Annotated in this window: 21 protein-coding genes; 11 read left to right on the top strand and 10 right to left on the bottom strand. The window is 60.9% G+C overall.

Annotated features, from left to right (window positions below):
- Window positions 1–199: 199 nt before the first annotated feature.
- The 7 genes from INF35_RS12015 to eda all read right to left on the bottom strand — a co-directional run bounded on the left by INF35_RS12015 (window position 200) and on the right by eda (window position 6,079).
- A complete protein-coding gene (locus INF35_RS12015) occupies window positions 200–547 on the bottom strand; it encodes a YbjN domain-containing protein (protein ID WP_193502750.1) in 348 nt (115 codons plus the stop codon).
- A gap of 185 nt (window positions 548–732) precedes the next feature.
- A complete protein-coding gene (uppS, locus tag INF35_RS12010) occupies window positions 733–1,452 on the bottom strand; it encodes a polyprenyl diphosphate synthase (protein WP_193502748.1) in 720 nt (239 codons plus the stop codon).
- 80 nt (window positions 1,453–1,532) lie between these two features.
- Window positions 1,533–2,009, bottom strand: a complete 477-nt coding sequence (ruvX, locus tag INF35_RS12005; RefSeq protein ID WP_193502746.1) for a Holliday junction resolvase RuvX — start codon at window positions 2,007–2,009, stop codon at window positions 1,533–1,535.
- A 21-nt stretch (window positions 2,010–2,030) separates the two neighbouring features.
- Complete coding sequence (locus tag INF35_RS12000; protein WP_193502744.1) at window positions 2,031–3,125, bottom strand: alpha/beta hydrolase family protein; 1,095 nt, start codon at window positions 3,123–3,125, stop codon at window positions 2,031–2,033.
- A gap of 143 nt (window positions 3,126–3,268) precedes the next feature.
- Window positions 3,269–3,814: a biotin transporter BioY gene (locus tag INF35_RS11995; protein ID WP_193502742.1), complete on the bottom strand. Its 546-nt coding sequence runs from the start codon at window positions 3,812–3,814 to the stop codon at window positions 3,269–3,271.
- Between the two features lie 213 nt (window positions 3,815–4,027).
- Window positions 4,028–5,053, bottom strand: coding sequence for a sugar kinase (locus INF35_RS11990; protein WP_193502740.1), 1,026 nt, complete (start codon window positions 5,051–5,053; stop codon window positions 4,028–4,030).
- Between the two features lie 63 nt (window positions 5,054–5,116).
- Window positions 5,117–6,079 (bottom strand): bifunctional 4-hydroxy-2-oxoglutarate aldolase/2-dehydro-3-deoxy-phosphogluconate aldolase, encoded by a 963-nt coding sequence (gene eda, locus INF35_RS11985; RefSeq protein ID WP_193502738.1) that lies wholly within the window; start codon window positions 6,077–6,079, stop codon window positions 5,117–5,119.
- A gap of 302 nt (window positions 6,080–6,381) precedes the next feature.
- Between eda and INF35_RS11980 the strand changes: the two genes are divergently transcribed.
- The 9 genes from INF35_RS11980 (at window position 6,382) to INF35_RS11940 (ending at window position 15,476) form a co-directional block, all read left to right on the top strand.
- The gene (locus INF35_RS11980; RefSeq protein WP_193502735.1) at window positions 6,382–7,170 is read left to right on the top strand and encodes an IclR family transcriptional regulator; all 789 of its coding nucleotides are present in this window, start codon (window positions 6,382–6,384) and stop codon (window positions 7,168–7,170) included.
- Window positions 7,171–7,195: 25 nt separating this feature from the next.
- On the top strand, window positions 7,196–7,945 hold the full coding sequence (locus tag INF35_RS11975) for a WecB/TagA/CpsF family glycosyltransferase (protein ID WP_193502733.1): 750 nt from the start codon (window positions 7,196–7,198) through the stop codon (window positions 7,943–7,945).
- A gap of 48 nt (window positions 7,946–7,993) precedes the next feature.
- Window positions 7,994–8,869, top strand: coding sequence for an EamA family transporter (locus tag INF35_RS11970; protein ID WP_407925646.1), 876 nt, complete (start codon window positions 7,994–7,996; stop codon window positions 8,867–8,869).
- A gap of 22 nt (window positions 8,870–8,891) precedes the next feature.
- Window positions 8,892–9,815, top strand: a complete 924-nt coding sequence (locus tag INF35_RS11965; protein WP_193502730.1) for a hypothetical protein — start codon at window positions 8,892–8,894, stop codon at window positions 9,813–9,815.
- Between the two features lie 26 nt (window positions 9,816–9,841).
- On the top strand, window positions 9,842–10,822 hold the full coding sequence (locus INF35_RS11960) for an alpha/beta hydrolase (protein ID WP_193502728.1): 981 nt from the start codon (window positions 9,842–9,844) through the stop codon (window positions 10,820–10,822).
- A 48-nt stretch (window positions 10,823–10,870) separates the two neighbouring features.
- Entirely contained in the window at window positions 10,871–12,121 is a 1,251-nt protein-coding gene (locus INF35_RS11955) for a condensation domain-containing protein (protein WP_193502726.1), read from the top strand.
- Window positions 12,118–12,780: a DUF6320 domain-containing protein gene (locus tag INF35_RS11950; RefSeq protein ID WP_193502724.1), complete on the top strand. Its 663-nt coding sequence runs from the start codon at window positions 12,118–12,120 to the stop codon at window positions 12,778–12,780. Before INF35_RS11955 ends, INF35_RS11950 begins: the two co-directional genes overlap by 4 nt.
- A 24-nt stretch (window positions 12,781–12,804) precedes the next feature.
- Window positions 12,805–13,317, top strand: coding sequence for a cysteine hydrolase family protein (locus INF35_RS11945; protein WP_193502722.1), 513 nt, complete (start codon window positions 12,805–12,807; stop codon window positions 13,315–13,317).
- A 176-nt stretch (window positions 13,318–13,493) separates the two neighbouring features.
- Window positions 13,494–15,476 (top strand): hypothetical protein, encoded by a 1,983-nt coding sequence (locus INF35_RS11940; RefSeq protein ID WP_193502720.1) that lies wholly within the window; start codon window positions 13,494–13,496, stop codon window positions 15,474–15,476.
- Window positions 15,477–15,563: 87 nt separating this feature from the next.
- Here INF35_RS11940 and nrdD read toward each other — a convergent pair whose 3' ends face one another.
- The gene (gene nrdD / locus INF35_RS11935) at window positions 15,564–17,786 is read right to left on the bottom strand and encodes an anaerobic ribonucleoside-triphosphate reductase (protein WP_193502718.1); all 2,223 of its coding nucleotides are present in this window, start codon (window positions 17,784–17,786) and stop codon (window positions 15,564–15,566) included.
- Between the two features lie 465 nt (window positions 17,787–18,251).
- Here nrdD and nrdG point away from each other — a divergent pair, with 465 nt between their 5' ends.
- Window positions 18,252–18,800: an anaerobic ribonucleoside-triphosphate reductase activating protein gene (gene nrdG / locus INF35_RS11930; RefSeq protein WP_193502716.1), complete on the top strand. Its 549-nt coding sequence runs from the start codon at window positions 18,252–18,254 to the stop codon at window positions 18,798–18,800.
- 80 nt (window positions 18,801–18,880) lie between these two features.
- Here the strand turns inward: nrdG and INF35_RS11925 are convergent, their stop codons facing one another.
- Both INF35_RS11925 and INF35_RS11920 read right to left on the bottom strand, forming a co-directional pair.
- Complete coding sequence (locus tag INF35_RS11925) at window positions 18,881–21,307, bottom strand: hypothetical protein (protein WP_193502714.1); 2,427 nt, start codon at window positions 21,305–21,307, stop codon at window positions 18,881–18,883.
- A gap of 37 nt (window positions 21,308–21,344) precedes the next feature.
- Window positions 21,345–23,771 carry a hypothetical protein gene (locus INF35_RS11920; RefSeq protein WP_193502712.1) on the bottom strand — a complete coding sequence of 809 codons (2,427 nt, stop codon included), beginning with the start codon at window positions 23,769–23,771 and terminating at the stop codon, window positions 21,345–21,347.
- A 410-nt stretch (window positions 23,772–24,181) separates the two neighbouring features.
- On the opposite strand from INF35_RS11920, the gene INF35_RS11915 reads away from it, so the two are divergent.
- Entirely contained in the window at window positions 24,182–25,261 is a 1,080-nt protein-coding gene (locus INF35_RS11915; protein WP_193502710.1) for a branched-chain amino acid aminotransferase, read from the top strand.
- Window positions 25,262–25,288 lie beyond the last annotated feature (27 nt).

Genomic DNA, 25,288 nt, shown 5'->3' with positions numbered 1-25,288 from the left:
CTATGCGGCAGGCACGGCTCGCGTACTCCGCCAGAGAAGTGCCAAAAGGAAGAAAAGGTCATAGCATCGAAACCTGTAAAAATCCCCGTCCTTGCGGGTACCTGTCCATGGTACGGCAAAGCCGGGGAAAAATGTATAGGGGGATGAGGCCGGAAAACAGGGCCCCCACAGCAGGGACCAGATTCCGGGGAAAGGAACCTCAGCTCCACAGGGCGCGCATCAGTTCCGGGTAGGCATCGTCCACGACCTTGTTCAGTCGGATCACCATCTCCAGGGCACTTTCTTCCGGGTGGCTGCCGGAAAGGGGATAGTCGTACTCGAGGTTGATGCCGTTTTCCTGGTTGAGAGTGAATTTGACGTAGCGGTATTTGCAGTTGAGCGTATTGAGTGCCTTCAGGAGTTGGACACGTTTGTTTGGCGAGACGGTGACAAGGTCAAAGGCGCGGACGGCGGTATCGTTGCTATCGCTGGCGTTGATAAACTCGATGTGATAGCGGCCGCTGTTCTGGCTGAGTTCATCATAAATTGCCTGTGTGGTCTGAAACATAAAGCCCTTCCTCATGCCGCCATTGCATGTACATGTATTTGATAAAAATTGTTATAACTCGCGGCCGTCAAACCCGTCAATGACGTTTCCCGCAACAAAAAGGCTCCCGTTTTTCTTGTGGCAATTCACAGAAAAGAAACGGGAGCCTTTGGTATGCAGACCAGATGCACAGCCGCAGAAGTGTGTTATTTTTTCTTGGTATCTCCGCCCATACGGCGGTCACGGCGGGCGTACTCCGCCAGAGCAGCGTCAAACTGTCCCTTGTCGAAATCGGGGAAGAGCACCGGGGTGAAGTAGAACTCGGCGTAGGCGGCCTGCCACAGCAGGAAGTTGGAAATGCGCTGTTCGCCGCTGGTGCGGATGAGGAAATCCACCGGGGGCAGCTGGCAGTAGAGATGGGATTCCACCGTCTTTTCGTCGATGACGGCGGGGTCCAGGGCGCCGGACTTGACCTCCCCGGCAATGGCCCGCACTGCATCGGTCAGCTCGGCGTGGCCGCCGTAGTTGAGGCAGAAGTTGACGATGCCTTTGGTGTTGTCTTTGGTCAGGTCCATCATGTAATCCATGGCGTCGCAGACCCGCTGCTGCAGGCCTTCCCGACGGCCGCTGAACAACACCTTGCAGTTGCGCTCGTTCATCTCGTCGGCGATGGTGCGGAAGTTGTTGGAGAACAGGTCCATGAGGTAGCCCACTTCCTTGGGGTCCCGGGCAAAGTTCTCGGTGGAAAAGACATAGAGGCTCAAAACCTCCACGCCCCGTTCGGCCAGGGCATAGCGGGTGATCTCCTTCAGGCGGTCAAACCCGGCCTTGTGGCCCAGGCTGGCGGGCATCATGCGCTGGCGGGCCCAGCGGCGGTTGCCGTCCACAATGATCGCCACATGGCGGGGAATATTCTCGTTGGGCATGGAAAATACCTCCGGTTTCAAAAGAAATAGAGTCCCTCGCGGCAGGCACCGCAGGGCAGAGCGGATGAATGCAGGTACGATTATTCGGAGGGGGCTTCGGGAGCGGAAGGCATCAGCACATCAGGGGGATTCTCGCCGGGATGCTGCCGCCGCCAGGCAAGATGACTTTCCAGCAGAACCGCCGCCGACACCGAATCCAGCCGGTCCTTGCGCTTTTTGCCGAACACATCGTTGTCCGACAGGATGGCCGCCGCCGACACGGTGGTGCGGCGCTCGTCCCACAGGATGACCGGCAGCCCGGCAGCATCGGCCACCCGGGCGGCAAAGCGGCGGCATTTGGCGGCGCGGGCACCCTCGGTGCCGTCCATGTTTTTGGGCAGACCCACCACCAGAGCTCCGGCTCCCCGGGCCAGAGCAGCATCGGCGGCGGCCCGGGCGGCCTTGTTCATGCTTTTCTCCTCGATCTGGGGCGTGATCGGCGTGACGATCAGCTCACCGGGATCGCATTCGGCCAGGCCGGTGCGGGCCTCGCCATAATCTACGGCAATCAGTTTCATGGTATGTCCTTTCAGGCAGGCTCAGTCGGCCTGGTCAGGCAGCAGAGCGGCAATCAGGAAGTCGGCGGTCTGTCCCTCCAGCGAGGCGCTGATCTCAGCGGTTTCGGCCTCGTCGCCGGACTGTGCCGTGTAATTGTGGGTGGCGTCGTCAAACTGACCGTACAGGCTGACAAAATCGGTGCCCCGGTCCTTGGCCGCCTGCATGGTATCGTCGATGGTGGTCTGGCTCAGCAGGTCGGGGTCGCCGCCGGCAAAAGCCACCAGCAGGGCGCCGGAATAATCCCGGATGTAGTTGAGGGGGTGACTGGTGTCCATCTCCTCCACAAACTCCGAGCTGATGGTGACCGAGTCGGGGCTGCTGGGGGTGCTCCAGCCGGAGATGGTATATTCACCGGTCTCGGCGGCGTCGGCCCGCAGCTGCTCCCGGCCTTCGGGAGAATGGTCGATGAACTCCAGGCCGTCCAGTCCGTTGCCGTTGGCGGGGCTCCACAGGGCTGCGGCGGTGATGGCGTCGCTCAGGTGGAGGGAGACCGCCCGGCCGCCCATGCTGTGCCCCACCAGGCCGATCTTGCCGATGGTATAGCTGTCCCGCATGTAGGAGATGGCGGATTCAATGTCGTCATAGATGCTGGTGAGGGTGTAGGCGGTAAAGGGTTCCTCGCTCTCACCATTGCCGGCAAAATCCACCCGGATGCTGGCAATGCCGCTTTTGGCCAGGGTGTCGGCCAGGGGCTGGAAATGGCCGTCGCCGTCCCGGTTGCCGGTAAAGCCGTGGCACATGACCACAAGGGGCATCTCGGTGTCGGAGTCTGCCTCCTCCGGCACGGTGACGGTGGCGTGAATATTGGTTTCACGTACCGAGGGAATGGTCAGGGTAGTAGTCACCGGCGTCAGGGAAGCCTGCTCCGGCGTCTGAGAAAGGCCAAAACCGGGCAGGGAACCCAGCCCAGGCGGGGTGATACCGGTCATGGCACCGGCAGCCACCAGGCAGAGCACCAGGGCTGCTACACACAGAATGCATACGGTCACGGCGTACAGCCGGCGGGAAATGGAGGTGCCGGTTTTCGCACGGGCGGATTTCTTTTTGGGTGAAGTGTTGTTGTTTCGGCTTGCCATAGAATCTCCCTCTATATCAGAAACTTTGCTGTTTTGCTGGGAAATGCTGTAATCCCCCTCATTATATCATCCGTCCGGATTGCTGACAAGAGACACAAAACGCCGCAGGAGCGGTGCTCTTGCGGCGCGGCAAAAAGGTCTGTTTATTTTTTCATGACGGACAGCCGGCGGTCGAGGGCGCGGGTCAGCACGGCGGCTAGCAGGATCTTGCAGACATCGCAGGGAAGATAGGGAAGGACGCACACGGCCAGCGAAGCCAGGAAGCCGTTGCCGGACAGGACGGAGTACCACAGGGTACCCAGCAGATAGCAGGCAGCGCAGCCTGCCACCATGTACAGGCAGAGGAAGGGAACCGTGCGTCTGCCATGGGCAGCCAGAAAGCCGACAACGAGAGCTGCTAGAACGAATCCCACGATGTAGCCGCCGGTCACGCCGAAGATGGCGGCAGGACCGCCCGCAAAGCCTGCCAGCACCGGCAGACCCACGGCGGCCAGTGCCACAAAGACCAGCTGGCTCACAAAACCGCCCACCGGGCCCAGCATGGTACCTGCCATGTACACCGAGAACAGGGCCAGGTTGACGGGGACTCCCCAGGGGGTGGGGATGGCGATCTGGCTGCAGACCGAGGTCAGAGCCGCGAGGAGAGCGCATTGCATCATAATGCGCAGGTGGCTGGACGAATGCGTCATAGGCATGATTCCTCCTTGCAGGGAACAGTAAACTGTGTCAGATATGGCTGACCCGGAATATTATCAGCGTACCGCGCGGACGGGGCTTTGTCAAGGGGAGCTGCTGTAAAGAGTAGCGGGACAGGGGGCAACCGGCCAAAGAAAAAAGCGACGGACGAACCGTCGCTTTCTTCTTTGGAAGGTAAACCGTAAACGGGAAAGTTGAGAGAAAAATCAGCGCTGGATACGGCCGGAACCGTCGCCGCCGGCCAGCTTCTCCACCTCGGAGACGGTGACCATGTTGTAGTCGCCCTCGATGGAGTGCTTGAGAGCGGAAGCAGCCACTGCAAACTCCACAGCAGCCTGGGTGCTCTTGCCGGACAGCAGGCCATAGATCAGGCCGCCGCCGAAGCTGTCGCCGCCGCCCACGCGGTCGATGATGTGCAGGTCGTACTTCTTGCTGAAGCAGTACTCGTTGGAAGCAACGTCGTAGAGCATGGCGCTCCAGCCGTTGTCAAAGGCGGAATGGCTCTCACGCAGGGTGATGGCCACCTTCTCGAAGCCGAACTTGTCGGCCAGCTGCTTGGCAACGCTCTTGTAGCCTTCGCGGTTGATCTCGCCGGCGTAGATGTCGGTGGACTCTGCCTCGATGCCGAAAACGTCCTTGGCGTCCTCCTCGTTGGAGATGCAGACATCCACGTACTGGCACAGATCGGTCATGGCAGTGCGGGCTTCCTCACGGGTCCACAGCTTGCCGCGGTAGTTCAGGTCGCAGCTGATCTTGACGCCATGAGCCTTGGCAGCCTTGCAGGCCTCGCGGCAGATGTCGACCACATTGGGGCCCAGAGCCGGAGTGATGCCGGTGAAGTGGAACCAGTCCACGCCCTCGAAGATGGAATCCCAATCGAAGTCAGCGGTGGAAGCTTCCTGGATGGCGGAGTGTGCACGGTCGTAGATGCAGACAGAGCCGCGCTGGGAAGCGCCCTTCTCGTTGAAGTAGATGCCCACACGGTCACCGCCGCGGACGATCTTGGAGGTGTCCACACCGTAGCGGCGCAGGCTGTTGACAGCCGCCTGGCCAATGGCGTGAGCGGGCAGCTTGGTCACAAAAACGGCGTCAGCGCCGTAGTTGGCCAGAGAAACAGCAACGTTGGCCTCGCCGCCGCCGAAGCTGAATTCCAGGTGGTCAGCCTGGACAAAGCGCTCGTAGTTGTAGGGCTGCAGACGGATCATCAGTTCGCCAAAAGTAACGACTTTCATCAGAAATGTCTCCTTATCGTATCAATTTGTTGTTTTAATACAGAGCGGAATATTCCCCACTGATTATTTCTGGACCAGATGGATGGCAAAGCCGGCCAGTTCGTCGGCCATATAGACGGCAGTGGTTTTGCCGTTCTTGACGACCTTGGAATCCAGATCAAACTTGACGCCGCGGTTGCTCAGGTGGTAGATGGCGCGGTCGACGTTGTTGGTCTTGATGGCGATGTGGCCATGGGTGCCGCGGCCGGGCTTCTTCATGATCTCAAACTCTTTGTTGCCCACAAAGATGCTGGAGTTGCCGGGCTTGACGGCCATGCTCAGCAGGCTGCCCAGGGTCTCGGCGGTCTTCATGGCCTCGGTGTCGTCGGCGCAGTTGATGCCGATGTGGCCCAGCTCCAGGCCCAGCATGGTGTCGACGGCTTCCTTGCACATGGCGGTGATCTCGTCCCATGCGCCGGCTTTGATCTTGTCGCTCTTGCACATCCAGGTGCCGCCCACGGCGAAGATCTGGTCATAAGCCAGGTAGTCGTTGACATTCTTGGCGTTGATGCCGCCAGTGCACATCCACTTGGCGGTCTTGAGAGCACCGCCGATGTTCTTGAGCATGGCAACGCCGCCGTTGGCCTCGGCGGGGAAGAACTTGAGCGCCTCGCAGCCCAGGTTCATGGCCTGCTGCATTTCACCAGCGCTGCAGGTGCCGGGCATCATCAGGCCGCCCTTGTCGATGACATGCTTGGTGACATTGGGGTCGAAGCCCGGCGCAACGATGAAGGAAGCGCCGGCTGCCATGGCGCGGTCAGCCTGATCCTCGGTCAGGACAGTGCCGGCGCCCAGCAGCATCTCAGGCACTTCGTCGTGGATCTTTTTGATGCACTCTTCGGCACAGGCGGTGCGGAAGGTGACCTCCGCGGCGGGCAGACCACCCGCGACCAACGCCTTGCACAGAGGCACAGCCTCGTCAACGCTGTTGAACGCGATGACCGGGATGATACCGATTTCGTAAACGCGCTCTACTACAGGATTCATACCACATTCTCCTTTTTGCCATACTTGGTTTACCGTTCCATATTGCGGAACTGTGTTCCGCTTTTGGCTTGACCTTATTATAGCAAAGGGCGTGCGGCCGCGTCAATCGGCCCTTTTGCAGGCAAAATGCAGTATTTTGCCCTTGTGAAAAGGCATGTTCCGCAGGGTGGCATGACGGGTTGCCAAAATCCGCTTTTGCTGGTATACTTGTTCCATCATACGGAACCACTTTGGTAAAATTGCCTTCCGACGCCGGAATTATGAATTTTTTGTTAAATTTTCAGGGAGGGAGGAACTCTTTCATGGCGAACGCCGCGGAAAAATCAGAGCAGGGCGGTGTACAGAGCGTCGCGCGGATCTTCGGCATCATCGAGGTGCTGGCGGCCCATCCTGCGGGGGTGGGGCTGCAAAAGCTGGCGGCCGAGGCAGGCCTGGCAAAAAGCACGACCCATCGCCTTTTGGCCAGCCTTTTGCAGCTGGGCTATGCGCGGCAGGACAGCGTCACCGGCAAATACCGGCTGACACTGAAGATGTTTGAACTTTCGTCGGGCATTGTCAACAGCATGGACATCATGGGGGTGGCCAAGCTGCATCTGGAACGCCTGGCCCAGCGCACCGGCGAGGCGGTGCACCTGGTCATCCGGGATGCACGGGACATTGTCTACATTTATAAGACCGAGAGCGGTCCCATGCGCATGTCCAGCCGGGTGGGGCTGCGCAGCCCGCTGTACTGCACCGGCGTGGGCAAGGCGATCCTGGCCACCCTGCCCACTGCCGAGGTGGAGGAGATCTGGAAGCAAAGCCATCCCCGCAAGCTGACGGGCAACACCATCACCGAGCTGCCCGCCCTGCTGCGCCAGCTGGACGAAGTCCGTGCCCGGGGCTATGCCGTGGACGATGAGGAGAACGAGCTGGGCATCCGCTGTGTGGCCCTGTCCATTCCTGGGCCGGGCGGCCGGGCGGACAGCGCCTTTTCCATCAGCGGCCTGGCCCCCTACATGACCCCCGAGAGGGTGCGCCGCATTGCGGCCCTGGCCCTGGAGACCCGGGCGGATATCCTGCGGGATCTGGGCCTTGTCAACCTGCAATAAACTATGGACAATAAAGAGGAAAGCTATGCGTGAGATCACGATCTTCGGCGTGGGGTACCGTGCGGGTTCCAAGGCGGAACTGCTGGGGGAACTCACTGCCCCGCTGGCGGCGGAGGAATGCCGGACAGTGGCTTTTGCCCCGGTGACCAGCCTTTCCCAGGCAGCCCGGGACGCCGATTACCGGGCGGTGCTCAACAGTATGAGCATCTGCGCCATGGACGGCATGCCGGTGGTGCGCCGTGCCAGAAAGCTGGACCCCACCCTCACCGGCATTGAGCGGTGCAGCGGCCCCGACATGATGCGGCTGGTGCTGGAAGCCACCCAAAATACCGGGGCACGACACTATTTTTACGGCACAACGCCGGAAAATCTGGAAAAATTGCAGGAAAAGCTGCGTCAGGACTTTCCCGGCCTCTGTGTGGCGGGCACCTGTGCGCCGCCCTTCCGCCCTCTGAGTGAGGAGGAGGATCGGGCGGACATTCGCCGCATCCGGGAGACAAACCCCGACTATCTGTGGGTGGCCCTGGGAGCGCCGCGGCAGGACTACTGGGTCATGAACCATGCATCCCAGCTTGCGGGCATGCGGGTATTGGCGGTAGGCGCCGCCATGAACTTCCTGACCGGGGAGGTCCGCCGCGCTCCCCAGTGGATGCGCAGGGCCGGACTGGAATGGGCCTACCGCATCTGGCGGGAGCCCAAACAGTTCAGCCGGTATGCACAAAACGGACTCTATTACTACTGGCGGTGTGCAAGGCAGGATTTGTTCCACCGCTGACGCAGGATACAAAAAGAAAGGTCCTGATGGACAATGCCGCAGGAGACGTTGGGAATTCTGCTGGCCTTTGCCGGGGCACTGTTTGCCGGTGCCGTGGCAATTCTGGCAAAACTGGGATATACGGGGGTGGACTCAACCCTGGCCACGGCGCTGCGCACCGTGGTGGTGCTGGTGTTTGCCTGGGGACTTGCCGCCCTGGGCGGGCGTCTACCTGAGCTGGCCCTCATTCCGGCCCGGAGCTGGGTGTTTCTGACCCTGTCCGGTCTGGCCACCGGCGCCAGCTGGCTGTTTTACTTTGCAGCCCTGCAAAAGGGCGATGTGGCCCGGGTGGCTCCCATCGACAAGAGCAGCACCATTCTGACCATGCTGCTGGCCATCCCCATTCTGGGGGAGATCCCCACGCCGCTGGGCGTCCTCTGCATGGTGGTCATGGGGGCAGGGACCCTGCTCATGGTGGGCATCCGCAGGCCTGCCCGGGGGGAAAAGCCCTCCGGCGGAAGCTGGCTGGCGGCAGCCTGGGCCAGCGCGGTGTTTGCGGCGCTGACCTCCATCCTGACCAAGCTGGGCGTCACCGGCATCGACTCCACTCTGGGCACCGCCGTGCGTACCACCGTGGTGCTGGTCATGGCCTGGGCCATGGTGCTCATCAAACTGGGCGGAAAAGGCGCTGCCCGGGAGATGAAAGCCATCCCCGGCAGCGGCTGGATGCTGCTGGCGCTCTCGGGCATTGCCACGGGGGCAAGCTGGCTGTGCCAGAATGCCTCCCTCCAGCTCATCAACGCCTCTCTGGCCGCGCCCATCGACAAGCTGTCCATCGTGGTGACGATCCTCTTCTCCCGCGTCATCCTCAAAGAAAAACTTCCCCGCGCCGCCCGCATCGGGCTGGTGCTTCTGGTGGCGGGCACACTGGGCCTGCTGATCTGACCGCAACAACAGGGGGTATCTCATGGAAAACCTGATTTTCGGCGCCTTCGCTACCCTGGAAGGCCACCGTGAGGGCGACGCCGCCAACCTGGGCAGCGACGCCTATTACCGCTGCATCGTGGTGTCGCTGTGCAGCGCCAAAGCCTGCAATCCCGACTGTGACGTGGCCCTGGTGACCAACGCCCCGGTGCCCCAGCCCTATGCCGGGCAGCTGGAGGCGGGCGGCGTGAAGATACTGCAGTGCCCCTTTGAACAATTCCGGGTGGACGCGGCGCTGGAGTGGTCCCTGGCCTTTTACAAGCTCTGCGCTCTGGAGTGGATGGTGCGCACCACCAATTACCGCCGCCTTCTGCTGCTGGATGTGGACACCTACACCCAGTATCCCTACACCGACCTCTGGCGGGAGGCCGACGAGGCGGTGCTGCTCTATCAGGTGCCCCACGCGGCGGGCCAGCCCATGGCGGCGGCCATCAGCCGCAACTACGGGGCGCTCTACGGCGGGGAGCCGGTGCTGACCCACTTCGGCGGGGAGCTGATCTGCGGCAGCCGGCAGCGCCTGGCCGATTTCATGGACGAGTGCGCCGATGTCTACCGGACCATGAATGAAAAAGGCCTCCGTCCCCATGAGGGAGACGAGTTCATCACCTGTGCCGCCGCCTACCGCAGCCTGCTGGCCGGCCGCCCGGTGCGGGCTGCCAACGCCTACATCTTCCGCTACTGGGTGGGAGCGCGGTTTTATTTTGCCGGCACCAACTACTGCAACGACCCCGTCTGCATCTTTCACCTGCCGGGGGGCAAAAACCGGCAGCTGCGGGTGCTCTACCGCTGGTACACAAAGAAGGGAGCCTTCCCGGCGCGGGAAAAAGTCTACCGCCTCTGCTGCTTCCCGGCGGCTCATCCACCCATCCTGCGCAGCATCTGGGTGCGGATTCTGGCCCGACTGTAACCCATTGGCAAAGAAAGGACACCACTATGGCAGAAGACAGGCAGCGTGACCCCGCCGCGCGGCTGAGCGCGGTCATCCGACAGCTCATTCCCCAGCGGGGGCAGGACAGCGACCAGCTGGGCCCCATGATGCGCGCCATCAAGGCGGTGCACTCGGTCACCGGCAGCGGCTCCACCGACCCCGAGGACCTGGAACGCCAGCGGGCCGGGCAGGAACTCTTTGCCCGGCTGGTGACCCCCTCCATCGGGGTCAAGGCGTCGCCCTTCCATATCGGCAGCATCCCTGCCGAGTGGATCAGCATCGAGCAGGGCCACGACCGGCGCCATGTGGTGCTCTACTGTCACGGGGGCGGCTATACCTGCGGCCAGCTGGGCTATGCCCGGATCCTGGCCAGCAAACTGGCACTGGCCAGCGGCTGCGACGTGCTCTCCTTCGAGTACCGCCTGGCCCCCGAGCATCCCTATCCCGCCGCCATCCAGGATGCCCTGGCGGTGTGGGATCACCTGATGTATATGGGCATGGGCGCCCGGGATGTGATCCTGGCCGGAGATTCGGCAGGGGGCAACCTGGTGCTGGAACTCTGCCTCAAGCTCAAGGAACAGGGACGCCGTCAGCCGCGTATGATGATCCTGATGAGTCCCTGGACCGACATGACCTGCTCGGGGCTTTCCCACACCGACTGCGCCGACATTGACCCCATGCTGTCGGCGGAATATATTGCCTCGGTGCGGGCGGCCTACACCGGCCCCGACGCCGACTGGACCCAGCCCTGCTATTCGCCGCTGTTCGGCGATCTGCGGGGACTGCCCCCGGCCCTGATCCAGGTGGGCACCAACGAGATCCTGCGCTCCGACTCGGAGCTTCTGCACCATAAACTCCAGGAAGCCAATGTCTATTCGGTCCTGGAAGTCTACGACGACTGCTGGCATGTGTTCCAGCAGATGCCCATCCGCCGCGCCGCCCTGGCCATGGAAAGCATCGGGCGGTTTGTACAGCGGATTCTGTAACGGCGCAATGCCGTGCAGCCGCCCGGCTGCAAGAAGGAGGGACGGCAGATGGCCGATACATGGTACCGGGTCGACAATGTGGCAAAGGTCTTCATTGCGACCAACTCCCGGCGAGACCCCCGGGTCTTCCGGGTAAGCTGCACCCTGAACGCCGACATTGACGGGGCAAGCCTGGATGAGGCGCTGCGCCTGACGGCACGGCAGTTCCCCAATTTTCAGGTGACCCTGCACCGGGGACTGTTCTGGAACTATCTGGAATCCACCCGCAAGGAACCTCATGCCGAGCCAGAGACGCTGGCACCCTGTGCGCCGGTCTACGGGCCGGAGCTGCGCAACGAACTGCTCTACCGGGTGAGCTACTACGGTCCCCGCATCCATGTGGAGATGTTCCACGCCCTCAGCGACGGCAACGGCGGGCTGATTTTTCTCAAGGCGCTGGTCTGCCAGTATCTCAAGCTGCTGGAGCCGGAAAAGCTGGCCCATGTGGTGCCCGAGAGCGTGGCCCCGGCGGCCGACCTGGCCCAGGACAGCTTCCGCCAGTTTTACGGCGCCCGGGGCGGCAGGGGAGAGCGGGCCCCCCGGGCCTACCGGATGCGCGGGGCAAAACTGCCCTACGACCAGACCCAGTTTTTTGAGGCACATCTGAATGTAAAACAGCTTTTGACCCGGGCCCGGGCGGACGGCGTCACCCTGACAAGCTGGCTGGGGGCCCGGCTCATGCTGGCCATCCACGCCGAGACGCCCCAGCTGGAGCGCCGCCGTCCGGTGGTCATCAGCCTGCCGGTGAACCTGCGCAACTATTATCCTTCCGAGACGGCGCGGAACTTTTTCAACAGCATCCGGGTGGGCCATGTCTTTGACGGCACCGAGACGGCGCAAAGCCTGGCCGCCGCCTTTGACGCCACATTGAAATATGAGCTGTCGGAGGAGCGGGTCAAGGCCCGCATGGACAGCTTTGAGCAGCTGGAACACATGCCGGGCATCAAGCCGGTGCCGCTGTTCATCAAGAACAAGACGGTGGGACTGTTCACCTGGCGGGAAAACCAGCGGGTCACCGCCACCCTGTCCAACCTGGGTGCCATCAAGACGCCGCCGGAACTGGACCCCTGGCTGCGGGGATTTACGGCCATGGCCAGCACATCCACCATGTTTGTCTGCGTCAGTTCCTGGCACGATGATCTGGTGCTGGGCATCTCGTCTGCCTATCGGGGCACCGGTGTGCTGCGGCGGTTCCTGGGCGATATGGCAAAGGACGGGCTGGATGTCACACTCTATGCGACCGAGGTGAATAACGGATGAAAACTTGCCCCAACTGCAAAATCCGTGTAGGCGGCTCCCCCGAGTACTGCCCCCTGTGCCAGAGCCAGCTTTTGGGGGAGGGAGAACCCGCCCGCTATCCCCATGTGGTGCCGGAACAGCGCCGCTATTCCCTGGCATACAAGGTCATAGCTTTTCTGCTGCTGACAGCGGTGGTCATCTGCATGTCGGTGGATTTTCTGGTGGTGGACGGGGAACTCCACTGGAGCCTGCCGGTGCTCATCGGCGTGGTGGGCACCCTGATCCTGCTCCGCGCCCTGATGAAACGCCGCCGCAATGCTCCAAAACTGCTGTTCCAGACGCTGATCCTTGTGTCGGCGGTGCTGCTGCTCTGCGACTGGGTCACCGGGTGGAACCGCTTCAGCATTGACCTGGTCATCCCGGTGCTGTGTACCGTGGCGCTGGTGCTCAACTTTATCTTTGCCTTTGTCAACCGCCGCTTTACCGAGAACAGCCTGGTTTATCTGCTGCTCAACATCATCATCGGGGTGGTACCCTATATTGTCTTTCTGCTCACCCCCAACCAGGCCCCCGGCCTGTGGGTGATCTGCCTGATCGTCAGCATCATCACCTTTCTGGGGCTGGCCATTTTCAAGGCCCGGGACCTCTGGGCCGAACTGCAAAAACGCCTGCATCTGTGAATTGCCATCAAGGAGGAAGCTGAAATGTCCAAGGATCTGCTGGTCGTCATCGACATGCAAAACGATTTTGTGACCGATGCGCTGGGCACCGCTGAGGCTCAGGCCATGCTGCCCGCGCTGTCGGAGCTGGCCCACAGCTGGCAAGGCCCTGTGGTCTTTACCCGGGATACCCACACTTCCGACTACCTCCACACTCAGGAGGGCCGCAACCTGCCGGTGCCCCACTGCATCCAGGGCACCAGAGGCTGGCAGATCGTGGATGAACTGCAGGACCTGGCGGCGAATGCCCCCATCTTTGACAAGCCCACCTTCGGCTCCACCCGACTGGCCCACTATCTGGCCACGGAAAAGCCGGACAGCATCACTTTCTGTGGCGTCTGCACCGGCATCTGCGTCATCAGCAACGTCCTGCTGGTCAAGGCGGCTCTGCCTGAAACGCCCATCCGGGTGGCGGCCTCCTGCTGTGCCTGCGTCACCCCCCAGAGCCACCAGACCGCCCTGGATGCCATGAAGCTGTGTCAGATCGAGATGATCTGATATCGGTTCCATTCCCATATGACATGTCAGCGGCCCGCCTCCCCACCGGAGGCGGGCTTTTTTGGTTGGCGCAGTCAATTTTGTGGATTTTCCTGCCAGTTTTGTCAAATACCTGTCTCCAGCCGGAAGGCAATGCTATAGTGGAAGAAGATCCCGGACAAAAAGGAGGAAACAGCATGAAACGAAAGATTCTTGCCCTGCTGGCAGCGGCATCCCTGGTGCTGACAGCATGCGGAGGAAACCGGCGGATCAACATTCCCGTTCCCAAAACGGATGAAGAGATCAAGGCCAGCGCTGAGGATGCATGGGAAATGACCATCGACACCCAGATCCCTGAGGAACTGCAGGCCCAGCCCCATCCGGCGGCAGACAGTTTTGCCGGCGGCACCGGAACCGAGGAGGACCCCTATCAGATCGCCACTGCCGATCAGCTGGCCCGGCTGGCCGAACTGGTCAATCAGGACCAGTTCGGGGAAAACGGGGAGGAGGTCAAAGCCGCTGCGGCTGCCAGCTATGTGCTGACCGCCGATATCGACATGAATGACCTGACCGACTTCGATACCTGGACCGAGCAGGCGCCGGAATATCTGTGGATTCCCGTGGGTGTGCGGTATGACTACACACTGACCGATACCTCCCAGGCAACCCAGCTGGCAAGCTTCGAAGGTCATTTTGACGGTCAGGGACACACCATCCGCGGCCTGTACATTGTTTCTGCCTATTACAACACCGAGGCAAGTCAGCAGCCTTATTACGGTCTGTTCGGCCTTGTGGACGGCGTGGTGGAAAATGTCACCGTCACCGACTCCCTTTATCGTTTCCTGACCCCGGCAGAACTGCATCCGGTGGGCGGCATTGTAGCCAACGTCAACAGTGGCAGCCGGGTGGAAAACTGCACCAGCGGCGTGGACATCGTGGCTCAGGCGGCAACCGGCATCGGCGGTGTGGCCGGCGAGCTTTCGGGCGGTGAGCTGCGGGGCTGTACCTTTGACGGCAGCATCCGCACCGAAGGCAAAATCTATTATGCAGGCGGCATTGTGTCCGAAGGCAGCGGCGGAACCATTGCCCAGTGCACCGCAAAAGGAAGTTTTGAATTTACTCAGGAGCCGGTGCTGGCGCTGGGCGGCGTGGCAGGCGAACTGATGGACAATACGGAGGGCGATCTGCTGCTGGAGGACTGCGTCAACGAGATGGACCTGAACGGTGCCGGTATTGTCAGCAATCTGGCGTCGTTCCACGATGGTATTACCCTCCGCGGCTGTGTGAACAAGGGCAATGTAAAGGCCGGCGGTATCGCCGCCAGCCTGTCGGTGCATCAGGACCAGAGCACCGGCACGGCGGGCACCGTGCTGGTGGAAAACTGCGTCAACGAGGGCACAGTCCAGGGCGAGGGCAGTCAGGGCGGCATTGCTGCCGAGGTGAACCTTTATGATGCGGGCACCAGCCTGACCGTCACTGGCTGCCGCAACGAGGGCACCGTCACCAGCACCGACGGCGCTGCGGGCATCTTCGGTGCCCTGAATCTTCGCAACGCTTCCACGGTACAGATCACCGGCTGCGAGAACACCGGCAGTGTCAGCTCCACGGGCTACTGCGCCGGCGGTGTGATAAGCAATCTGTTTGTGCAGAATGACGTCACCGGCACAGATGTTCTCATCCAGAACTGCCGCAACAGCGGACAGGTCAACGGCGGCAACTACGGCGCTGCCGGAATTCTCAGCCGGGAGATGGGGGTTCTGGGCACCAGCGTGTCCGGCAACACCGTCCGTCTGGATGGCTGTGAGAACACCGGTACCGTCACCGGTCTGATGCCCATTGTCTATGCCGGCGGCATTGCCGGTTACCTGCCCTTTGACGGCGGCAGCACAACAGTGACCGGCTGCAGCAATACCGGTACCGTCCAGCTGCTCTGCGACGGCCCCATCGACCGTCCCGACGACGGCAGGAACTATCCCCAGGGCGTCATCGCAGGCATTGTGGCCTGCACCGAGGAGAGCGTCAAGGTACAGGACTGCACCAATACCGGCAGCATCGACATCCCCCAGGACATCGCCGATATCACCTACACCGATGATCTGTTGGGCTGCACCTTTGCCTATGACGGCACCGAGCCGGTTCTGGGCATGTTCCAGATCCGGGACGGCAAGGCGATCTTCTGATCGCTGTTCCGCCAAAGGCAGATACAAGCAAATACAAAAAGGAGAGGACCCCGCGGGGGCCTCTCCTTTTTTGCTGTTTATGATGGATTACAGATGCAGCACGCGGTCCTTGATCTCGGCGGTACGGCCCTGGTTCCAGAACTGGGTGCCGATGTAGCCGCAGGTCCGGCGGGCAACGTTCAGCTTGCTCTGGTCACGGTTGCCGCACTTGGGGCACTCCCAGACCAGCTTGCCGTCGTCCTCCACGATGCTGATCTCGCCGTCGTAGCCGCAGCACTGGCAGTAGTCGCTCTTGGTGTTGAGCTCGGCGTACATGATGTTGTCGTAGATGAACTGCATGACCTGGATGACAGCCTCCAGATTATCCTGCATGTTGGGCACTTCCACGTAGCTGATGGCGCCGCCCGGGCTGAGCTTCTGGAAATCGCTCTCGAACTTCAGCTTGGTGAAGGCGTCGATCTGCTCGGACACGTGGACGTGGTAGGAGTTGGTGATATAGTTGCGGTCGGTGATGCCGGGCACAATGCCGAAGCGCTTCTGCAGGCACTTGGCAAACTTGTAGGTGGTGGACTCCAGCGGGGTGCCGTAGAGGCTGAAATCAATGTTGGAGTCGGCCTTCCACTTGGCGCAGGCGTCGTTCATGTGCTGCATGACCTGCAGGGCAAAGGGCTTGGCTGCGGGGTCGGTGTGGCTCTTGCCGGTCATATACTTGCAGCACTCGTACAGGCCTGCGTAGCCCAGGCTGATGGTGGAGTAACCGCCGTACAGCAGCTTGTCGATGGTCTCGCCCTTCTTCAGGCGGGCCAGAGCGCCGTACTGCCACAGGATGGGCGCCGCATCGGACAGAGTGCCCTTGAGGCGGTTGTGACGGCACATGAGGGCCTTGTGGCAGAGCTCCAGCCGCTCGTCGAAGATCTTCCAGAAGGCGTCGAAGTCGCCGTGAGAGGACAGGGCAACGTCCACCAGGTTGATGGTGACCACGCCCTGGTTGAAGCGGCCGTAGTACTTGGGCTTGCCGTCGTAGTTCTGGGCATTGGCCACGTTGTCCCAGCCGTTGCCGGAGCGGTCGGGGGTCAGGAAGCTGCGGCAGCCCATGCAGGTGTAGACATCGCCGTGGCCTTCGGTCTCGCCCTTGGACAGCTTGTATTCCTTCATCTTCTTCTCGCTGATGTAGTCGGGCACCATGCGCTTGGCAGTGCACTTGGCGGCCAGCTTGGTCAGGTAGAAGTAGGGGGTGCCTTCCCGGATGTTGTCCTCTTCCAGCACGTAGATCAGCTTGGGGAAGGCGGGGGTGATCCAGACGCCGGCCTCGTTCTTGACGCCCTGGTAGCGCTGGCGGAGCATCTCCTCAATGATGATGGCCAGGTCGGACTTGAGGCGCTGGTTGTCGCCGGCCTCGCCCAGATACATGAACACCGTGATGAAGGGAGCCTGGCCGTTGGTGGTCATGAGGGTGACCACCTGGTACTGGATGGTCTGGACGCCGCGCTTGATCTCCTCACGCAGACGGTCCTCCACGATCTGGGAGACCTTCTCCTCGCTGGGGCTGACGTTGAGCTCGCTGAGCTCCTTCTCCACATCCTTGCGGATCTTCTTGCGGCTGATGTCCACAAAAGGCGCCAGATGGGTCAGGCTGATGCTCTGGCCGCCGTACTGGCTGGATGCCACCTGGGCGATGATCTGGGTGGCGATGTTGCAGGCGGTGGAGAAGGAATGGGGCTTCTCAATGAGGGTGCCGGAAATGACGGTGCCGTTCTGCAGCATGTCGTCCAGATTGACCAGGTCGCAGTTGTGCATGTGCTGAGCAAAGTAGTCGGCATCATGGAAGTGGATGATACCTTCCTCGTGGGCCTTGACGATGTCGGCAGGCAGCAGCATGCGCATGGTCAGGTCCTTGGAGACCTCGCCCGCCATATAGTCGCGCTGGACCGAGTTGACGGTGGGGTTCTTGTTGGAGTTTTCCTGCTTGACTTCCTCGTTGTTGCACTCAATGAGGCTGAGGATGCGGTCGTCGGTGGTGTTGTGGGTGCGGCGCAGGCCCTGCACATAGCGGTAGGTGATATAATGGCGGGCAACCTCATAGGCACCGGCGGACATGATGCCGTCCTCCACCAGGTCCTGAATCTCCTCCACGCCCATGGCATGGCTGCGGGACTCGCAGGTCTTCTGGACGGTATCGGCGATGGAGAGGATCTGCGCCTGGGTCAGGCGCGCGCCCTCGTCCACAACATTGTTTGCCTTGGTCACGGCGGCAATGATCTTGGAAATGTCAAACACGGCCTCGCTGCCGTTGCGCTTGATGATCTTCATGGGTTTCCTCCTGTTTGTCTCTCCGCGGATACCCCTCCGCGGTCTCATATCGATCTATCGCATGGCGAAACTGTATCTTGTGGATACAGAACGACGGTCTATTTTTTAAGCGAGCACATTTATCTTACCGCGGGGGATGGGGAAAGTCAATAGCGCATACCACAACATATTGTGTAATGACGGATTAAAATGCCTAAATAGGCAATCAATTCACGTCCGAACGATGAAAATGAACCCTGCCAAAAATACAGCCTAAATTTTGGCCGATTTGAGTGAAAACAACAAAATAACGATATACCGATATAAAATCCGCTGAACCGCAGCAAGGCGTCTTGCGCAAAGGCGGGGCGTCTGCTATACTGCCAATTGTGCAAACCATGCGGACGGCCACAGCATCTTGTTCCTGCGCCGCCTGCAAAACCAGATATAGTGGCCAGATAGATTGGAGAAAAAGGGGATACGGCATTGAATTACGCCAACATCAAATACTGCGATATCGCCAACGGCACCGGCGTGCGCACCAGCCTGTTTGTCTCGGGCTGCCGCCGCCACTGTGAGAACTGCTTCAACAAGGTGGCATGGGATTTCGACTACGGCAAGCCTTTTGACAAGGCGGTGCGCAACGAGATCCTGGCCAGCCTCAAGCCGGACTACATCGGCGGGCTGTCCCTTTTGGGCGGCGAGCCTTTTGAGCCGGAAAACCAGCGCGCCCTGGTCGGCTTTTTGCATGATGTCAAGATCCTGTACCCGCACAAGACCATCTGGTGCTACACCGGCAACGTCTATGAGACCGAGCTGCTGCAGCCCTCGGCCTCCCGGTGTGAAGTCACCGACGAGATGCTCTCCTGCATCGACGTGCTGGTGGACGGCGCCTTTGTGCAGGATCTGTACGACATCTCCCTGCGGTTCCGGGGTTCCTCCAACCAGCGCATCATCGATATGAACGCTACCCGTGCTGCGGGCCATGTGGTGCTGTGGCAGGATGACCCCATCTTTGCCGACCACAAAATGTGACAGTTCACTCATACACACAAAGACCGCCGCTCTCTGCAAAAGTGCAGGAGCGGCGGTTTTTTGTGTGGCTCAGGGGGCACTTACAGCCAGAACTGCACCAGACGGCTGACGCTGTTGAACAAGCCAGGGGTATTTTTGTACAGGTAAGGTTCGGCAGCAAAGAACAGCAGGAAAGCAAAAACCAGGTTGCTCGCTGCGGTCAAATTCATAGAAACGCGGAAAACGTTTTGTACCCGGGGAACAAGTGCCTCGCCGCAATGATCGCCCAGTGCCTGCTCGCCAGCCAGCCAGCACAGAACACCTGCAAACAGCAGCGGCATGGTGTAGTCCATGAGATAGCGGTAAAGGATGCCGGCCATTTCGGCATCCAAGGCGGCCAAAGCTGCCGCGCAGAAAAGACACCAGCCCACAATGCTCCACAGCCGCAGTTTGGAAAGACGACGGCGCATAAGCGGCAGACAGGTGAAGATCCATAAAAACGGGGTAGTGGTTATCACACCGCCGTAGCACAATTCGGTGATGGTCTGCCCCAGCGAGTTTGTCCAAACCAGGATACTGCCCACATAGGGGAAAGTTGCCGAGATGGGGCTGGGGGCAAACAGACAGGCAAACAGGGCAGGACCGATGCGGGAAGCATTGAAGCCGCGCTTGGTCATGTCGTTTGTGGTCAGGTTGTAATTGGCTCCGAAGTCGAAAAGCGAGCCGAAACGGGCGTAGTTGTACCACATCAGGCCGGCAGCCACAAGGATGACGGGCAGGGCAAACAGAGCAAATTCCGCTGCTCCCTTGCGAGTAAACAACCGCCGCCGGGTAACGTAGCGATTCCAGAAAATCGGCAGGGCCAGAAAAGCGAAAATTTCCATCTGGGGGCGGCATCCGGCTGCCAGAGCCATGCACAAACTGCCCAGCATCAGGTGGACGATCATGGTTTGGCGTTTTTCCACCGGGGTGTTGGCGGCAGCTATCCATTGCCACAATGCCAGCATGACAAAGGCGGCGCCGCAGACAATAACATATTCATACACCATACAGCGCAGCAGCAGAAAATGGAGCTGTGCGCAGGAGGCCAGCACGGTACAGGCAATCAGGTAAGCGGCGGCAGAAATGCCGGGGAACCAGCGCATGGCCGCCTGTTTGATCAGGCCGAAACAGGCGAACGTCATGGCAATGGTCATGATGATCGCACCGAAAACGGGCGGCAGGTTCCGGATGCCAGTGAGTGCCTCAAAGGGAAGCTGGAACAACAGTGTGGGAACGACGCCGAAGTAAACGTAGTATCTTCCCTCATAAAATGCCACATCCCACAGGGCGTCGGGTGCCTGAGCTTTGCGTGAACCGTTGTCATAGGGGTTTTCCATCTCCAACAGAGTCTGGGGCGGGTCGATCATCAGATCCAGGCGTCCGTTCAAAAGGGAGTGTGCCAGCTCACCCTGCTGTACGAAAAGAGAACCGTCCTGTTCATCGATGGTCATGAAATTGAAAGGATCCGTTCCGTTCCAGTTGGCGGCATTGTACTGTTCCGTGGCGATTCCGGAAAACCGTGGGATGGCAAAGGAACACAGACAGGCCAGTACACTGAAACAGAGGATCAGCCCCGCTACGCAGGGACGGAAGCGTTTGGGCGCATCAAAATAGGGGGTGCGCCACAGCATGCCGGACGGCCGCAGCGCCCACCCGATGCACAGCACTGCAAACAGCACTGCAAACCGAAGGAGGGAGAAATCCAGCGGCCGGGGCGTGTTGGCGGTGATGCCCTGGATGGTCCAGTCAAAACTGGCCCACTCGTTCTGGTCAAAGTTGTAGCAATTCAGGGTCAGGGAGGAGAGACTGCCCGAGAAATCCAGCGTCAGCCAGCGGGTGCGGGGCGCCTCGGGGGCGTACCACCAGCGGCCGCCGGTAAATTCGGTGGTGTTGGCGTCATCGGCGGCCGACACATTGAACTGCAGACAGGGGTCTGGGTTGGCGTAGTCCCCGTCCCGGTTGAGGTAGTCCACCCGGTCCAGCTGTAAATTGTAGATGGGCTGGTTCATGCCTTCGAAATGGAGGGAGGGGGTGTCTCCGGTCAGGGTGACGCCAGCTGTCGTGCGGGTCTGGCCGTCGGCCAAAACCAGATAGTCAAACAGCTGGAAGGGCTGGTAGCCGTGGGTGGAAAAATAGGTGACATTACAGACAAAAACTTCCCCACCCAGAGCGGACAGCAAAAGAAGGGCCAGCACGAAAGGACGGTAGCGTTTGCCCCGGATCCGGGGCAGCAGCCGAAAGCCGCAGACGCAGGCGGACAGCCAGCCTGCCGCAGCACAGAAGATGATAAAACGAAACCCGTCAAAGTTCACCGTCAGCCCGGGCCGGGAAAAGAAACAGACACCCCACAGCCAGACTGCGGCAAAAACGGCGATACCCGGGACCAGGTCCCGGCGCTCCAGCCTACGCCGGAACAAGCAGTCGGGCACCGCGGCAAAACCGAGACACACCAGGGCGGTGAGCACCAGCGCGGCAGCAAACATCATAGCGCAGAAAACCCCTTTCCTTGGGAATACGGCCGCATCACAGCCAGAACTGGATCAGGCGGCTGACCGTCTGATACAATGCCGGGCTCTGGCTGCGCAGCCAGGGCTCTGCGGCAAAGAGAAGGCAGAAGCAGAACACCATGCCCGCCGCGGCAGTCACCGGCATGGCGACACGGTAAAGACCAGTCAGGCGGAGGGCGGCGGGTTCAGTGCGGTGGTCGTCCAGCACCTGCTCCAGGGCCAGCCAGCAGAGGGCGGCGGCAAAGAGCAGAGGCAGGGCAAAGTCGGCCAGATAGCGGTAGAGGATACCGGCCATCATGGCGTCCAGGGCGCTGAGGGCCACGGCGGAGAAGAGACACCATCCTACCACGCCCCACAGCCGCAGCCGGGAAAGCCGGCGGCGCAGGGCAGGCAGCAAGGCAAACACCCACAGGAAGGGAGTGGTAGTAATGATGCCGCCGTATATAAGCTCGGAGATGGTCTGGCCGATATAATTGGTGTTTACCCGAAGCTCATGGATGTAGGGGAATACCGCCTTCAAAAGAGGAACGGCAAAGAGATAATAGTGCAGCGCCGGAGCCACCCGGCCCAAACTCAGCCCCCGCTTGGTCATATCGTTGGAGGTAAGGTTGTAGTTGGCGCCGAAGTCAAAGGGAGAGCCGAACCGGGCGTAGTTGTACCACATAAGTCCGGCGGCCACCAGAAGGACGGGCAGGGCGAAGAGGGCAAACTCTACGGCCCCCCGGCGGGTGAACAGCCGCCGATCGGTGACATACTGCTTCCAGAAGATGGGCAGGGCCAGGAAGGCGAAGATCTCCATCTGGGGGCGGCAGCCGGCCACCAGGGCCATGCACAGACTGCCCAGCACCAGATGGGCAAGGCGGGCGCCGCGGTGTTCGTCGGAGGTGTTGGCGGCGGCCATCCACTGCCACAAAGCCAGCAGCACAAAGGAGGCCCCGCACAAAATCACGTACTCATAGACCGAGGGACGCAGCAGCAGATAATACAGCTGGGTGCATCCCGCCACGGCGGAGGATGCGATCAGATAGGCGGCGGCGGAAATGCGGGGGAACCATCGCCTGGCCGCCTGCTTCACCAGCCCGAAGGCGGCGAACACCGCGGCGATGGACATGACGATCATGCCGATGCAGGGGGGCAGGTCCCGGGTGCCGGTAACGGCCTCAAAGGGCAGCTGGAACAACAGGCAGGGCACCACGCCGAAGTAGACATAGTACCGGCCGTTGTAGTAGGCTACATCCCACAGGGCGTCGGGGGCCTGGGCGGCCCGGGCGACGGTGTCGTAGGGATTGTCCATGGCCACGAGGGCTTCCGGCGGGTCCAGCTCCAGGTCCAGGCGGCCGTTGAGCAGGGAATGGGCCAGCGCCCCCAGCTGGCTGGAGGCGTCCTTCTGCCAGTCGTTGATGTGCTTGGTGAAATAGACGTTGCTGACGCCGTCCCAGTTATTCACATTATAATAGGAGGTGGCCACCCCGGAATTGATGGGGTCGGCAAAGGGGACCAGGGCTGCCGCCAGGCTGAAGGCCAGAATGAGCCCGGCCACGCAGGGACGAAAGCGCCCGGGCGCGTCAAAGTAGCGGCGGTTCCAGAGGCTGCCCGACGGCCGCAGGGCCCACCCTGCCAGCAGAACGAGGGCTACCACGGCGAAGCGCAGCAGCGAGAAGCGGAAAGGCTGGGGCGCGTTGGCAGCGATGCCGGTGAGGGAGTAATGGAAGGAATGCCAGATATATTCCCCGTCATAGGGGGCGGCGGAGAGGGTCAGCCAGCTGATTTTACCGGAAAAGTCCAGCACCCGGGACCAGCTGCGGGAGGACTTCCAGGCCACATCCCAGCTGCCCCCCGCCAGACCCTGGGCGTTGGCCTCGTCGGCGGCGGTCACCTGGATGGTGAACAGCGGGTCCTGCCGGTCGGGATACTCTCCGTCATAGAGGAAGGTGAGGCCTTCCAGCTGCAGATTGTACAGCGGCTGGTTGATGTCGGCAAAGCGCAGCTCGGCGCTGTTCCCCGACAGGATGACCTCGCCGTTGTCGCCCCGCTCCACGTCGCTTTCCAGATAGTCGAACAGCTGGATGGGAACATAGTCGTGAGTGGCAAAATATTGCACATTGCCCAGAAAGATCTCAAAGCCCAGGGCGGTGAAAACCAGCAGCGCAGCGACCCCCAGCCTTCTGACGTGGCGGGGCAGGGCTTTCCGCAGCCGGAATCCGCAGACGCAGGCGGATACCCAGGCCGCGGCGGCGCCCAGGGCGCAGAGCCGGAACAGCCCGAAATCCACAAACAGTCCCGGCCTGCCGAAAAAGAGAAAAGCCCAGACCCACACACCGGCAAGCACCGCGGCGGCGATGCCCAGATCCCGGCGGGCGGGAGGGCGGTTTTGGACGGGACAGGGCAGCAGGGCAAAGCCCAGACAGAGCGCAGCGGTTGCCAGCAGCGCGATGAACGGCATGTCGCATGCCTCCTCCTCAGAAAATCTGCGGGTATTATACCACGCCTTTTATAAGGTCGTCAAAAATCGGTGAAAAGATGCGCTTTAGAGCATGAAATTACAAATGTACACTTGTATTTGGCGTATCACGGCGCTATAATGTCAGTTAAGGTCCGTTCAAAAGAGGCCCCGGACAAAACGGGGGTATCGGGAGCGCGGCGGACCGGTACACGGGGGTGTGCCGGGCAGGGCCGCGCCGCTTTGTCAGAGGCTGTCTGCGGAGCTGATCAAACAAACCCGACGAGTCTGCCGCGCCTGCTTTTGGGTGGGAAAAAGCGGCATCGCCCAGGCCGGAGCTTTTGTTCCGGCCCCAGCCTGCCGCTTGTGTGCGTTTTTGCGGCACCGCCCGCCGGACAAAGGAGAGAATGAGAATGTTGGATATCAAGGTCACCCGTACCGCCACCCCCAAAGCCAAGCCCGCCGATGAGAATCATCTGGGATTTGGCAAGATTTTCACCGACCATATGTTCCTGATGGACTACACCGAGGGCGAAGGCTGGCATGATCCGCGCATTGTACCCTATGCGCCGCTGCCGCTGGACCCCGCCACCGTGGTGTTCCATTACGCCCAGGAGATCTTTGAGGGCATGAAGGCCTACCGCACCGCCGACGGCACCGTTCAGCTGTTCCGTCCCGACTGCAACGCCAACCGCTTCCAGGATTCCGCCGACCGTCTGTGCATCCCCAGAATCCCGGCCGACGATTTCGTCCAGGCTGTGGAGGCTCTGGTGGATGTGGACCGCGACTGGGTGCCCTACTCCGACGGCGCTTCGCTGTACATCCGCCCCTTCTGCTTCGCCAACGACGTGGGCCTGGGTGTGCATGCTTCCAAGCATTACATTTTCTGCATCATCTGCTCTCCCTCCGGCGCTTACTATGCCGAGGGCCTCGACCCCGTCCGCATCTACGTCGAGGATGAATACATCCGTGCCGCTCCGGGCCTGACCGGCTTTACCAAGTGCGGCGGCAACTACGCTGCTTCCATCAAGGCCGGCGAGCTGGCCGAGGAGCAGGGCTTCAGCCAGGTTCTGTGGCTGGACGGCGTGGAAAAGAAGTACGTCGAGGAAGTCGGCAGCATGAACATCATGTTCAAGATCGACGGCAAGATCTACACCGCCGCCTGCACCGGCACCGTTCTGCCCGGCGTCACCCGCCGCAGCATCATCGAACTGCTGCGTGACTGGGGCTATGAGGTCGTGGAGGGCAAGCTGGCCATCGCCGACGTGATGCAGGCTGCCCGGGAAGGCAAGCTGGAGGAAGTCTTCGGCACCGGTACCGCCGCGGTCGTCAGCCCTGTCAAGGAGCTGGACTGGAAGGGTGAGCAGGCCCTCATCGGCGACGGCAAGATCGGCGCCCTGACCCAGAAGCTCTACGATACCCTGACCGGCATCCAGTGGGGCAAGCTGCCCGACACCAAGGGATGGACGGTCCCTGTCAAAAAGATGTTCTGATCGCTTGATCTGACATAAAGGCTTTTG

Source organism: Gemmiger gallinarum (assembly GCF_014982805.1).
GTDB lineage: Bacteria > Bacillota > Clostridia > Oscillospirales > Ruminococcaceae > Gemmiger > Gemmiger gallinarum.
The sequence above is the reverse complement of the archived record's forward strand: the minus strand, read 5'-3'. Positions and strand labels throughout refer to the sequence as shown.